Origin of the sequence: Sphingomonas glacialis, from assembly GCF_006439055.1 — a bacterium.
Taxonomy (GTDB): domain Bacteria; phylum Pseudomonadota; class Alphaproteobacteria; order Sphingomonadales; family Sphingomonadaceae; genus Sphingomonas; species Sphingomonas glacialis_A.
This window is the reverse complement of the sequence record NZ_RCZC01000002.1, coordinates 23,145-36,099: the sequence shown is the minus strand read 5'-3', so window position 1 is coordinate 36,099 and position 12,955 is coordinate 23,145. Positions and strand designations below refer to the sequence as shown.

Genomic DNA, 12,955 nt, shown 5'->3' with positions numbered 1-12,955 from the left:
GGTGTGCGCAACTTTGCTATACGCTGCAACCAATTCCGACGCGCAGCTTTGCGAAAGGGGCACCACGCGCCTCGGCAGCGGCCGGGCTGGTCGGGCACAAACGCCGATTGGCCCCCGCGATCGTGATCGCGGGGGCCAAGTCTTGCCACGTTTGCGCCGAAACTGCGCTTAGAAGCCCAGCTTGACGCCGAGATAGAAGGACCGCCCGATCGGATCGTACAGCGCGACGTCGGTGCCGTTCTGCGAACTGGCGACGAACGGCAGCCCCTTGTCGAGCAGGTTGTTGACCCCGCCGCGAATCTCGAAGCGCTTGTTGATCTTGGTCGACACGAACAGATCGAACAGCGAATAGGCCGCGACGCCGACTTGGGCGTTCGCCGGCGTCAGGACCGCGCTGACATCGCGCAGCGGCCCCTGATAGCGCCAGCGCAGCCCCATCCCGAACGCGTCGGAGCGATAGCCGATCGTCGTCAGGCTCTTCCAGCGCGGGGTCGCGCGCGGCGGCACCGATCCGGTCCCGGCGCCACCATTGCTGACCCCGGTATAATCGAGGAACGGCGTATTGGGGAGCAGCTGCACCTTGTAGCTGCGGGTATAGCCGACCGCCGTGTCGGCATAGACCTTGCCCTGCGCGCCAGCGATCGCGATCGGCAGTCCGAGATGCGCCTGGATCTCGACGCCGTCGGTCTTCAGCCCGCCGAGGTTGAGATAGGGCGTCGAGACGGAGACGATCTGCCCGGTCGCGTCACGCTGGATCAACTGGCAGTAGGGATTGCTGTTGGCATAGCTCGGGTTCGACCCGTCGAGGTTGAAGCATTTCGACAGGACGGTGAGGCCCGGCACCGACGAGATCACGTTCTTGATGTTGATGTTGTAATAGTCGATCGAGAGCGTGAAATCGCGGAACAGCCCGCTGCGCACCGGCGCGTTGAGCACCAGACCCAGATTGAACGTATTGGCTTTTTCCGGCGTGAGCGCGGTGTTGCCGGTGACGGTTTGCCCCGTCGCCGTGGTCGGGAAGGTGTAGCTGCTGACCGCCGCACCCGGCACGCCCTGCGCGACGCAGAGCGCGCTGACCTGCGCGGCACTCGCGCCGGTGCGCGCGCTCGAACGCACGTCGCACGGGTCGCCGAGCGACGCCGGCGGCGTGCCGATCACCAGCTGCGTGCCCGATGCCGGCGCGAACAGCTCGCCGATGTTGGGCGCGCGGACGGCGCGCTGATAGCTGCCGCGGAACAGCAGCGGCTCGATCGGACGCCAGCGCGCATCGCCTTCGAAACTCGTGACCGTACCCGTGGTCGAATAGTCGGAAACGCGGATCGCGCCGCCGATGCCGAGTTCGCGGAAGAACGGCCGATCGGAAAGCAGCGGAATATCGAGCTGCGCCGCGGCTTCCTTCAGATTGATCGCGCCCGTCGCCCCCGCCGAGGCGATGATCGATTCGAGGTTCTGCGCCGCCAGATCGCTGTCGGGCACATAGCTGTAGCTGTTGCGCCGATAGTCCGCGACGATCGCGATCTGCGCCGGGCCGGCGCCGAGATCGAACAGCTTGCCGTTGATCTGCCCCTGGACCTGCGTCTGCGAGACCTTCTCCTTCGAGAAGGCGTCCTTGGTGATATAGGTGGCGCACGCCTGCGACAGGCCGCGCGCATTGGCGTCGCCGAACGGGTTATAGCCGCCCGCGCACAGCGACCGCCCGCCGTCCGCCGCGTTCAACAGCGTCTGGACACGGCTCTTCACGACCGCCGAATGGATCGCCTGGTCGTGCACCGACTGATCGTAGGACGCATAGACGTCGAAGGTCCATCCGCTGGCGATCCCGCCGCGGACACCCGCCAGATATTGCTGGACGTTATACTGCTCTTCGAAATTCTTGTACGGCACGCCGACATAGCGGCCGTTGATCGTGAAGCTCGCGCCCGCATTGGGCCGCGATGCGAGGATCGTGCGCAAATCGGTCGGGATGAACGGATTGGTGACGGGCACGGTTAGCGGCACGCCGAACTGCGTCAGGCTGCCGCCGCTCGCGGTCTTCACGTTCAGATCGACATACATGAACTGGCCATAAGCGGTGATGCCGGGGGCGAGCTCATAGTCGGCCTTCACGAACGCCGTCTTGCGGTCGAGGCCGTTGTAGAAATCGGTCTGCTGGCCGACCGGCATGCGGACGTTGTTGCCGACGAGCAGGTAGCCCGACGTGTTGGTCGGCCCCTGATAATTGACCGCACCGGTCTGTACGAACAGCGTCTGGTTGGCGTTGAAGCCGAGATTGAGCAACGGATTGACCGTGCTGGTCACGCCGTAGCGCGCGAACACCGCCTGCTCGACCGCGGCGTTCGGCGCGTTGGTTGCGCTCGGCACGAAGGTGCCGGTGCCGATGAACGACGATGGCGTCTTGTCGTAGAAGAAATCGCGGGCGCTGCCGTTGATCGGGTTCTGCTTGGCATAGCTGAACGCCGCGATGACATGCCCGCGATCGTCGGCGAAGCTCGAGCCGAGCGCGAGCGAGCCGTTGAAGCGATAGGCATCGCCACGCTCGCTGATCGTGTTGAGCAGGTCGACGCGGACGCCCTCGAGCTTGCGCACGGTCTTGAAGTTGACCACGCCCGACATCGCGTCCGAGCCATAGACCGCCGACGCACCACCAGTGATCACGTCGATCCCGTCGATGATCGCCTCGGGCAGGATGTTGACGTCGACATTGCCGTTGATGTCGGACGACGGCAGCCGCCGCCCATCGAGCAGGACGAGGTTGCGGTTGGTGCCGAGCCCGTGAAGGTTGATCGACGCGCGACCGCCGGTCCCCTGCCCGCCCGTGCCGGCATTGCCGCCGGTGGTGAAGCTCGGGAACTGGTTCAGCGCATCCTGGAGCGTCGCGACGCCGGCTTCCTTGATCGCGATATCGCCGACGCTGACGATCGGGCTGACCGAAGTGTTGTTGGGCCGCTGGATCAGCGATCCGGTGACGACGATGTCGGCGCCATCGGTGCTCGGCTCGGGCGCGGTCGGGCGCGGCGCGATGGTGGCGCGCGCCTCATCGGCCTGCGCGGCGGCGGTGGTGGCGTCGCCGGGCTTGGTGACCTGATCGGTGGTCGTCGTCGGACCGGTCGTGCCGATCGCCTGCGCCGTGGCGGGCGTGGCGGTCACGCCGATCATCAGTGCCGCCCCCGCGACGATCGCTCCGCGCGAAACCGAGTGTGCCAGAGCGCGGCGCGTCAAAATGCTCTTCTTCATGGTCGTCCTCCCCGTTGGTGCGTCCGCCGGTTTGGCCGGCGTGACGGATTGCTTGATATCTATCGTTTCGCCGCGTCGCCGATCTGCGCGTCGATGAAGTCGATTGCGGTGCGCAGCGCGAGCTTGCTCGCATCGCGCGTCGCCTCGGGCGTCTTGCCGATCCAGCTATGGTCGACGCCGGGAATGACGATCTTACGCACCGACACCCCCTTGGCGCGCAGCGCCGCGTCGAACAGCTCGGTCTGCGCCTCGGGGACCGTACGGTCGTCGCTGCCATGCATCAGCAGGAACGGCGGGTCGCTGCGGTCGACATAGGTGATGGGCGACGCAAAGGCGCGCTGCTCGGCGGTGCAATTGCCCTCGGGGCAGCCGAGGAACAGGTCGTCGGCGCTCGGCCCGGCGGGAACGCCCGGCGGCGGGCTGGTCCGCTTGGCGAGCGCGGCGAAATCATAGATGCCGAACCAGCCGACCACCGCCTGGACGCAATCCGACGCCTGGTCGCTGCCGGCCGCAGTCGAGGCGACGGTCTCGACATTGCCCGCCCTGGGAACGATCCGCGCGCCGGGTTCGAGGGCTGCGACGTTGCAGCTCACGCCCGCCAGCGCCGCCAGATGCCCCCCGGCCGACTGTCCCCAGATCGCCGCGCGCTTGGGGTCGATATTGTAATCGGCGGCGTGTGCACGCAGCCAGCGGATGCCGGCCTTTACATCCTGGATCGCCGCCGGGAACGGCGCCTCGCGCGAAAAGCGGTAGGAGACGCTGGCAACGACATAGCCCTTGGCGGCAAGCGCGGCGAGCACCTTGGGCCAGTCGACATAGGCCGCGCTGCGCCGCGGGCCGCCCGCCATCCAGCCGCCGCCATGGACATAGACGACCAACGGGCGCGGGCCCGCCGCCGCGAAGCTCGCGGGCGGCAGGAACAGATCGAGCTTGAGGGGACGATAACCCGGCAGCGTCTGATAGGGCATGTCGGGATAGCCGGTGACGCCATCAGGGAATGCGACCTTCACGCCGGCAAACGAGTCGGCGCCGACCGCCTGAACGCCTTCGCCGATCGGGCTGGCCTCGGCGATGCGCGCACCATTGCTCTGCGCAGTCGCGGCTCCCGCGGCGCAGCCCAGCATCGTGGCGATAGCAAGAGTGGCGAGTCGCATGCCGATCTGATCCCCTCAAAACAACGCTCTGCGGCGTTTGTCCTGTCCCCGGCTCGCACCATTCGCGCCCCGTTGACATTTGATGTACGAAATGGTTCGTACCAAGTCAATGGATGTACAAGCAGCCGGCGGACGACCGATCTCAGGGTCGATCGCGCCGGCACCGGGGAGGTTCTGGCGTGAGCGACGATGGCACAGCGATGGCGACGGAAGACGTCGCGCGCGGCGTGATCCTGACCGGGTTGATCGGCATGGATATCCAGGGCTCGCGTTCGCCCGAAATGCATGAGGCCGAGGCCGCCGCGCAAGGGTTCGCGCTGCGCTACCGCCTGCTCGATCTCGCACAGCCGCCCGAGCAGGACGCCGATCTCGCGCAGACGCTCGAGATGGTGCGCGCGGCGGGCTTTGCCGGGGTCAATGTGACGCACCCCTTCAAACAACGCGTGATGGCGTTGCTCGACGAACTCAGCGACGAGGCGCGCGCGATCGGCGCGGTCAACACGGTGGTGTTCCGCGATGGCCGCAGCACCGGGCACAATACCGATTCTTACGGCTTTGCCGAAGGGTTCGAGCGGCAACTCGGCGGCGTGGCGCTCGATCGCGTGGTTCAGGTCGGCGCAGGCGGGGCTGGTGCCGCGACCGCGATGGCGATGGTCAAACTCGGCTGTCGCGAACTGGTGATCGTCGATCCGCAGGCGACGCGCGCCGCTGATCTGGTCGCGCGATTGCCCGGCGGGATCGCCCGCGCCGCGACGCGGCCGGTCGCCGCGGAGATCGCCGATGCACAGGGCATCATCAACGCCACGCCGATCGGCATGGAGGGGCATCCGGGCGTTCCGGTCGACGCGGCCTTGCTGCGGCCCGATCTGTGGGTCGCCGACGTCGTCTATTTCCCGCTCGAGACCGCGCTGCTGGCCGCCGCGCGGGCCATCGGCTGCCGCACCGCGCATGGCGGTGACATGGCGGTGTTCCAGGCGGCACGCGCGTTCGACTTGTTCACCGGCCACCCGGCGAATCGCGAACGAATGGCGGCACGGTTCTAAAATTGCCGCTACGGCGGGACAAAGCGGGCGAGGTGGCACAAGACCATCCCCCGCATGCGAGAGGATGGGGCATGAGCGACACCGGTACGATCCACGCAAGCATTAGCGCCGCCCGCCCCAGTCATGCGCGCTTCGCGATGCTCGGGCTGATCGCGACCGGCACGCTGGTCAATTATCTCGACCGCACGATCCTCGGCATCGCCGCGCCGGCGCTGACCAAGGATCTCGCGATCAACGCGGCGGTAATGGGGATCGTCTTCTCGGCCTTCTCGTGGAGCTATGCCGCGTCGCAGATCCCCGGCGGGCTGTTCCTCGATCGCTTCGGCACGCGCCTCACCTATGCGCTTTCGGTCGGTTTCTGGTCGCTGTTCACCTTGCTCCACGCGGCGGTCGGCGGGCTTGCCTCGCTGCTCGGCTTGCGGCTTGCGCTCGGCATCGCCGAGGCGCCGTGCTTCCCCGCCAACAGCCGGGTCGTCGCGACCTGGTTCCCGCAATCCGAGCGCGCCTTCGCCACCGGCGTCTATACCGTCGGAGAGTATATCGGGCTCGCCTTCCTCAGCCCCGTGCTGTTCTGGCTACTGGCGCATTATGGCTGGCGTTCGCTGTTCGTGGTGTGCGGTATGCTCGGACTCGCCTTCGTGCTGCTGTGGCTCGCCAAATATCGCGAACCGCGCGACCATAAGGGCGCCAACGCGGCCGAGCTCGCGCTGATCGCCGACGGCGGCGGCCTGGTCGCGAATGCGGGCAAGGGTGGCCGGCTCGACTGGAGCAAGGCCGGCCAGCTGCTGCGCTATCGCCGCATGTGGGGGATCTGCATCGGCCAGTTCGCCGGCAATTCGACGCTCGTCTTCTTCCTCACCTGGTTCCCGACCTATCTCGCGACCGAGCGCCACATGGCGTTCCTCAAGATCGGCTTCTACGCGGTGCTGCCGTTCATCGCGGCGTCGGTCGGCGTGCTGTTCGGCGGCTGGTGGTCCGACACGATGTTGCGGCGTGGTCTCTCGGCCAATGTCGCGCGCAAGACGCCGATCATCACCGGGCTGCTGCTTGCCTCGACGATCATCGCCGCCAATTTCGTGCAATCCGATGCCGCGGTCATCACGATCCTTTCGGTCGCCTTCTTTGCGCAGGGGATGGCGGCGCTCGGCTGGACGCTGGTGTCCGACATCGCGCCCGCCGGGATGCTCGGGCTAACCGGCGGGATCTTCAACCTCGCCGCCAATCTCGCCGGGATCGTCACCCCGCTCGCGATCGGCGTGATCGTCGCGGCGACCGGTTCGTTCTTCTATGCGCTTGCCTTTGTCGGCGGGCTCGCGCTGATCGGGGCGCTCGCCTACATCTTCGTGGTCGGCGACGTGAAGCGGATCGTGCTGTGATCTGGCTCGCCGCGCTGCTCGCCTTGGCCGCGCCGGCCGAGGCTTGCCCGCCCGGGGCGTCGCTCGCCTTCGTTTGCGGCACCGCGCATCCCGAGGATGTCGTCGCGATCCCCGGCTCTAAATGGATCATCGCCAGCGGCTTCGCGCCGGGCGCTGGTCTGAAGCTGGTCGATACGGAAACGCATCGCGCTGCGCCGTGGTTCGACGGGAGCGCGGCGCAGGTCGATCCCGACCGCCGCGCCTATCCCGACTGTCCCGGTCCGGTGGACCCAGCGCTGTTCAACGCGCGCGGCCTCAGCCTGCGCCGCGTCGGCGACGGCCACTACACGCTCCACGTCGTCAATCATGGCGGCCGCGAATCGATCGAGATCTTCGACGTTACGTTGGGAGCAGATGGCCCTGCCCTCCACTGGCGCGGCTGCCGCCTCATGCCCGCAGGGCAAGTCGGCAACGCCGTCGCGACTTTCGCCGACGGCACGCTGCTGGTGACCGTCCTCACCCGCCCCGGCACGACGATCGGCGATTTCGTCCTCGGCAAGCGCACCGGCGCGGTGTGGCAATGGGCGCCCGGCGCCGCTGCCTTCAGCGAAATCCCCGGCACGCAGCTACCCGGCAATAACGGGCTCGAGACCGACCCCGACGAGCGCCATTTTTACGTCGTCGCCTTCGGCTGGCATGCCGTCTTGGTCTACGACCGACGCCATCCGAGGAAACCCGTCCGCACGATCGAGATGCCCGGCTTCATGCCCGACAACATCCACTGGACCGACGGCCGCCTCGTCGCAGCGGGAATGCGGCTCGACGAGCCCGCATGCGGCGGACTGCGCCGCGTCGTCGCGGGCGAGGCCGACAAGATGCTGTGTCACCGTGGCTATGTCGCCGCCGCGATCGATCCGCAGGCGGGCACCGTCACGACAGTGGCGTATGGCGAACCCGACCCCGCCTTCAATGGCGCCTCCGCCGCCGCGATCGTCGGCGACACCCTGTGGCTCGGCTCTTACCAAGCCGACCGCCTCGCCTATCGCAGGCTACCCAGCCGCTAGGAGGGCCGACACGCCGCTAAGACCACCTCGACCACCTGCTCGCGCCGCCGCTCGACCGCGTCGGGCGAGACCATGTCGCGCCGGAAGATCTCCGAAAAAGTATAGCGGTTCGAGACGTTGTAGAAGCACAGCGCGCTGATCGTCATGTGCAGGTCGATCGGGTCGAGGTCGGCGCGGAACACGCCCTCGTCGCGGCCCTTCGCCAAAATCTCGCCGAGCACGCGGATCACGCTTTCGTTGCGCCGCTTGATCCCCGCGACGTCGCGGATGAATTCGCCGTGGTGCATGTTCTCGTTCATCACCAGCCGCACGAACTCGGGATGCTCGTGATGATAGTCGAAGGTCATCCGGACGTTGGTCTTGAGCGCCTCCTCGGCGCCCATCGTCTCGATCGGCATCGCCGTCTCGGTCTCGCGGATGCGGGTATAGGCTTCCTCGAGCACCGCGCGGTACAGCCCCTCCTTGCTCGCGAAATGATAATAGATCATCCGCTTGCTCGTGTTGGTACGCTCGGCGATCTCGTCGATCCGCGCGCCGCTCAAGCCCTTGTCGGCGAATTCGGCGCGCGCGACCGCGAGGATGTTGGCCTTGGTCGCCTCCGAATCCGCGGCACGCGTGCCGCGCGGCTCTGATGTCGTAGCGATGGCGCGGTCCCTTGGCTGAGTGGCTGACATGACGCGTAGAAGCTCGCCCCGCTGCGTTCAATATCAGCGCGTCAGTCGCGTGGCGAGCCGCGCGGCACGAGCGGCGTCCGCGCCACCGGATGCGCCGCCAGCCATGCGAGGCCCGCCGTATCGAGCGGCCGCACCGCGACGCCGTCGCCGAACACGAGTTCGCGTTGATCGCGCGCCGACCATGCCGGCCAGCCCGCCCCCGGGCGCCCGTCGCGCGCAAAGGCGATGAGGTGATCCATCATCGTCGTCGCAAGGCTGCGGTCGTAGGGCGTCCAGTCGCGCGTCCGGCGCAAGCTGTTGTACACGTCTAGCGTGCCCAGCCAGTAGGGGATGTCGCCGGTGTGATAGGCCCCGACCGTCGCGGGATCCTGATCCGCAAAGCGCACCCCCGGAGTGTAGGGATGCTTGCGCGCGAAGTCGTCGATGTACGTCGCTTGTCCGACCTGCGCCTGATCGACCGCGCATTGCTGCGACGCGAGCGCAAAGCCGCCGAGATGCGCGACGCGCCGTGCCGCAGCCTTCGCTTCGGCATCGCTCGCCGCTGGGAAACGCTGGAGAAAAGCATCGGCCTCGGCGCCGAACGCCGCCCGCGCGGTGGCGCGATAGGCGTCGAGCGTCGTCACCTTGCCGAACGGGCTCATCGCAATGTCGATGTCGTCGGTGTTCGAACTGGCGATGATCGGCACGCGGTTGATCCGCCCCGCCGCCAACAATGCCGCCTTCTGCGCGGGCAGCACGACGCCGTCGACGATCGGCCCGCCGATCCGGACGCCCGCAACATTCGCGCCGAGCTGGCTCTCGCTCTGGATCGCCAGGATGCGGTCGGCCGGGAGCGCGCGCATCGCCGCGAGCGATCCCGCCTTCAGCCGCTCCTGCACCGCCACGCCGATCGCCTCGCCTTCCGCCAGCGTCGGCAGCGTGTCGCGATAATTGCACCAGCTCGTCATCACCGCGCTGCGGAACAGCCCCTTGGCCTCGGGCGAGAAGATCAGCGACGCCACCGACAGCGCGCCGGCCGATTGCCCGATGATCGCGACCTTGTCGGGATCGCCACCGAACGCCGCGATGTTCGCCTTGACCCAGCGCAACGCCGCGATCTGGTCCATCAGCGCGTAATTGCCCGAATGCCCGCCCTGCTCGCGGCTGAGCTCGGGATGCGCGAGGAAGCCGAACGCGCCGACGCGATAGTTGAAATTGACGAACACCGCGCCGCGCCGCGCGATCTCGGCGCCGCCATAATTGGGCATCCCCGACGACCCGATCGTGAAGCCGCCGCCATACAGGAACACCACCACCGGCAGCTTCGCCGCAGACGCCTGCGCGGGGGCCCAGATATTCATCGACAAACAGTCTTCGGAAACCGCCTCCTCGCCGAAATAATGGTTGATGTCGTGCGGCCGCAGCACCTGCATGCATTCGGGGCCGGTGCGATCGGCATTGCGCACGCCGCTCCACGCGACGGCGCGCGGGGGCGCCCAGCGCAAGTCGCCGACCGGCGGCGCGGCATAGGGAATGCCGAGATAGGCGCGGACGCCGCCGTCGCGCTGTGTGCCCGCGAGCAGGCCCGACTCGGTGCGCACGGGATCGGTCGCAACCGGCTGCATCGCCGCGACTTGAACCACCTGGCCAGCGATCGCGGCCGCCGCCGACGCCAGCAAGCTCGATGCCGCAAGCACCCGCATGATCGCTTTCATTCATCCTCCTCGCCGGGCCGCAACGCGCCTCTTGCCGATTTCGGTCCCGACGGGCAGAGTGTGTACGAAACGGTTCGTGATCGTCAAGCGGCGGGGCGAGGCACGCGAGGAGATGCGATGATGGAGAGCCTGACCAGTCGGCGCACCGTGCTCGGGGCGATGGCCATGACGCTGCTCCCGCTCGCTCTGCCGACGCCTGCGCAAGCGCTCCCGCAGGGCCCCGTCCCGGTCCCGCCGCCGGAGGCCACGCCCCGCGTCGAATTCGCTTTCTCGGCCCACGTCCTGCTCGAGCCGACGCGCGAGATCGGCCGCACGCCCTACGGCATCCGCCGCCGCATCCCGATCATCGGCGGGACGTTCGAGGGCCCGCGCATCAGCGGCCGGATCATCCCCGGCGGCGCCGACTGGCAGATCCAGCGCGCCGACGATTACACCGTTCTCGAGGCCGACTACATGATCGAAGCTGCCGACGGCACGCAGATCCACGTCCGCAATCGCGGCCTGACCAACACCCGCGTGGCGGGCGCAAAGGCGCGCTATCTCCGCACCGTCCCCGAATTCGAGGCGCCGACCGGGCCGCACGACTGGCTCAACCAGTCGGTCTTCGTCGGCAGCCTGCAGAGCGTCTCGGGCGGCCCGCCCGCGGTGATCGTCCACGTCTTCCGTCTCGCCTGACCTCCCATCGATTGGAACTGTCGCTTGCGTACCTCCATCGCCACCGTCTCCGTCAGCGGGACGCTCGAACAGAAGCTCACCGCGATCGCGGCGGCGGGCTATGACGCGGTCGAGATCTTCGAGACCGACCTGCTGTCCTGCGCCGCCTCGCCGCGCGAGATCGCGCGCCAGCTCGACGATCTCGGGCTGACCTGCGCGCTCTACCAGCCATTCCGCGATTTCGAGGGGATGCCGGGCGAGCTGCGCCAGCGCGCGCTCGACCGCGCCGAACGCAAGTTCGACGTGATGGCCGAGCTCGGCACCGACCGCATCCTGGTCTGCTCGAACTGCTCGCCGCATTCGCTCGGCGAGCACGACCGCATCGTCGACGATTTCCGCGCGCTCGGCGAGCGCGCCGCGGCGCGCGGCGTGCTGGTCGGTTACGAAGCTCTCGCCTGGGGGCGGCACGTCTACGATCACCGCCAGGTGTGGGAGATCGTCAAGGCGGTCGACCATCCGTCGATCGGCATCCTGCTCGACAGCTTCCACTCGCTGTCGCGCGGCATTCCCAACGAAAGCCTCGCCGAGATCGACCCCGCCAAGATCGTCTTCGTACAACTCGCCGACGCGCCTCTGCTGTCGATGGACCTGTTGTTCTGGAGCCGCCATTTCCGCTGCATGCCCGGGCAAGGCGACCTGCCCGTCGCGGGCTTCGTCGCCGAATTGCTCAAGCTCGGCTATGACGGCCCGCTCTCGCTGGAGATCTTCAACGATCGTTTCCGCGCCGGCTCGACCGCCTTGGTCGCACAGGATGGTCTGCGCTCGCTCGTTGCGGTGCACGACCAAGCCGAGCGACTGATCGGCAAGCGCTCGCCATTGCCGCCGCCCTCCCCGATCGGCGGGATCGAATTCATCGAATTCGCCGCGTCGGACGAAGAGGCAACGCGGCTCGAGCCGCTGCTGGCCGGACTCGGCTTCGCCAAGGTCGGGCAGCATCGCACGCTGCAGGTCGATCGCTGGCGCCAGGGCGCGATCAACCTCGTCGTCAATCGCGAGCAGCGCGGCTTCGCGCATTCCTACGACATCATGCACGGCGCCTCGATCTGCGCACTCGGGCTCACCGTCCCCAACCCCGACGCGACGCTGCGCCGCGCCCGCGCGCTCGCGATCCAGCGCTATGACGACGGCACCCCGCGCGAGAGCGCCGGCATGCCAGCCCTGCGCGGCGTCGGCGGCAGCCTGATCTATCTGCTGCGCGACACGGCGACCGATCGGACCTGGACCGACGAATTCCGCCCGCTGCAAAGCCATGCCGAGGGTGCGGGCCTGGAGCGGGTCGATCACGTCGCCGCCTCGGTCGACATCGACGAATTCCTGTCGTGGCAGCTCTATTGGACCGCGCTGTTCGACGTCGCCAAACAGGTCGAACTCGACATTCCCGATCCCGCCGGGCTCGTCCAGAGCCGCGCGATCGAGGGGTCCGACGGCGCCTTCCGCGTGACGATGAACGCCTCGGGCGGGCGCGGCACGCTGTCGTCGCGGTTCATCGGCAACGTCTTCGGTGCCGGTTTCCAGCATATCGCCTTCACCACCCCCGACATCTTCGCAACCGCGCGCACGCTAGCGGCAAACGGCGTCGCGACGCTGGCGATCCCCGGCAACTATTATGACGATCTGGTCGCGCGCTTCGGGCTGGCGGACGATCTGGTCGCGGAGATGGCCGCGCTCAACATCCTGTTCGACCGCGACGAGGCCGGCAACGAATATTGGCAGCTCTACACGCGGGCGTTCGAGAAGCGTTTCTTCTTCGAAGTGATCGAGCGGCGCGGGGCGTATACGGGCTATGGCGCGGCGAACGCCCCGATCCGGCTTGGCGCCCAAAGTCAGTTTCGCGCGGAACCGGTGGCGTGACACCTGCCCCCCGATTTTAGGTAGCGGGTAACAGAGTCGGGCCGGACAATCGACACGTAGGACGATAGCCGAGGCATGAGCGGCCAGTTGCAACGGCGTTAATTTCTGTCAAACGGCACCCCATGGTGGTTCGCCACTGCGCGCGACGGCAGACCACCCCGTGGCTTGGTTG

General features: G+C 67.6%; 9 protein-coding genes. 5 read left to right on the top strand and 4 right to left on the bottom strand.

Annotation, left to right across the window (positions count from 1 at the left end; genetic code table 11):
* Positions 1-168: 168 nt before the first annotated feature.
* Both EAH76_RS03980 and EAH76_RS03975 read right to left on the bottom strand, forming a co-directional pair.
* On the bottom strand, positions 169-3,234 hold the full coding sequence (locus EAH76_RS03980; protein ID WP_241659553.1) for a TonB-dependent receptor domain-containing protein: 3,066 nt from the start codon (positions 3,232-3,234) through the stop codon (positions 169-171).
* A 59-nt stretch (positions 3,235-3,293) separates the two neighbouring features.
* Positions 3,294-4,388, bottom strand: coding sequence for an alpha/beta hydrolase (locus tag EAH76_RS03975; protein WP_140848449.1), 1,095 nt, complete (start codon positions 4,386-4,388; stop codon positions 3,294-3,296).
* A 179-nt stretch (positions 4,389-4,567) separates the two neighbouring features.
* Here EAH76_RS03975 and EAH76_RS03970 point away from each other — a divergent pair, with 179 nt between their 5' ends.
* The 3 genes from EAH76_RS03970 (at position 4,568) to EAH76_RS03960 (ending at position 7,850) form a co-directional block, all read left to right on the top strand.
* On the top strand, positions 4,568-5,431 hold the full coding sequence (locus EAH76_RS03970; protein ID WP_241659552.1) for a shikimate dehydrogenase: 864 nt from the start codon (positions 4,568-4,570) through the stop codon (positions 5,429-5,431).
* Between the two features lie 71 nt (positions 5,432-5,502).
* Positions 5,503-6,807 carry an MFS transporter gene (locus tag EAH76_RS03965; protein ID WP_140848447.1) on the top strand — a complete coding sequence of 435 codons (1,305 nt, stop codon included), beginning with the start codon at positions 5,503-5,505 and terminating at the stop codon, positions 6,805-6,807.
* Entirely contained in the window at positions 6,804-7,850 is a 1,047-nt protein-coding gene (locus EAH76_RS03960) for a hypothetical protein (RefSeq protein ID WP_140848445.1), read from the top strand. Before EAH76_RS03965 ends, EAH76_RS03960 begins: the two co-directional genes overlap by 4 nt.
* Here the strand turns inward: EAH76_RS03960 and EAH76_RS03955 are convergent.
* Both EAH76_RS03955 and EAH76_RS03950 read right to left on the bottom strand, forming a co-directional pair.
* The gene (locus EAH76_RS03955) at positions 7,847-8,524 is read right to left on the bottom strand and encodes a TetR/AcrR family transcriptional regulator (protein WP_140848443.1); all 678 of its coding nucleotides are present in this window, start codon (positions 8,522-8,524) and stop codon (positions 7,847-7,849) included. The genes EAH76_RS03960 and EAH76_RS03955 overlap by 4 nt on opposite strands.
* A 41-nt stretch (positions 8,525-8,565) precedes the next feature.
* Complete coding sequence (locus EAH76_RS03950) at positions 8,566-10,218, bottom strand: carboxylesterase/lipase family protein (RefSeq protein ID WP_140848441.1); 1,653 nt, start codon at positions 10,216-10,218, stop codon at positions 8,566-8,568.
* 117 nt (positions 10,219-10,335) lie between these two features.
* On the opposite strand from EAH76_RS03950, the gene EAH76_RS03945 reads away from it, so the two are divergent.
* Both EAH76_RS03945 and EAH76_RS03940 read left to right on the top strand, forming a co-directional pair.
* Positions 10,336-10,893 carry a DUF3237 family protein gene (locus EAH76_RS03945; RefSeq protein WP_140848439.1) on the top strand — a complete coding sequence of 186 codons (558 nt, stop codon included), beginning with the start codon at positions 10,336-10,338 and terminating at the stop codon, positions 10,891-10,893.
* 24 nt (positions 10,894-10,917) lie between these two features.
* Positions 10,918-12,783 (top strand): bifunctional sugar phosphate isomerase/epimerase/4-hydroxyphenylpyruvate dioxygenase family protein, encoded by a 1,866-nt coding sequence (locus tag EAH76_RS03940; RefSeq protein ID WP_140848437.1) that lies wholly within the window; start codon positions 10,918-10,920, stop codon positions 12,781-12,783.
* Positions 12,784-12,955 lie beyond the last annotated feature (172 nt).

What these genes read in the sequence shown, in the direction of transcription:
- EAH76_RS03945 (WP_140848439.1), top strand. Translation starts at nt 10,336, where the DNA reads ATGATGGAGAGCCTGACCAGTCGGCGCACCGTGCTCGGGGCGATGGCC.
- EAH76_RS03955 (WP_140848443.1), bottom strand. Translation starts at nt 8,524, where the DNA reads ATGTCAGCCACTCAGCCAAGGGACCGCGCCATCGCTACGACATCAGAG.
- EAH76_RS03975 (WP_140848449.1), bottom strand. Translation starts at nt 4,388, where the DNA reads ATGCGACTCGCCACTCTTGCTATCGCCACGATGCTGGGCTGCGCCGCG.
- EAH76_RS03950 (WP_140848441.1), bottom strand. Translation starts at nt 10,218, where the DNA reads ATGAAAGCGATCATGCGGGTGCTTGCGGCATCGAGCTTGCTGGCGTCG.
- EAH76_RS03965 (WP_140848447.1), top strand. Translation starts at nt 5,503, where the DNA reads ATGAGCGACACCGGTACGATCCACGCAAGCATTAGCGCCGCCCGCCCC.
- EAH76_RS03980 (WP_241659553.1), bottom strand. Translation starts at nt 3,234, where the DNA reads ATGAAGAAGAGCATTTTGACGCGCCGCGCTCTGGCACACTCGGTTTCG.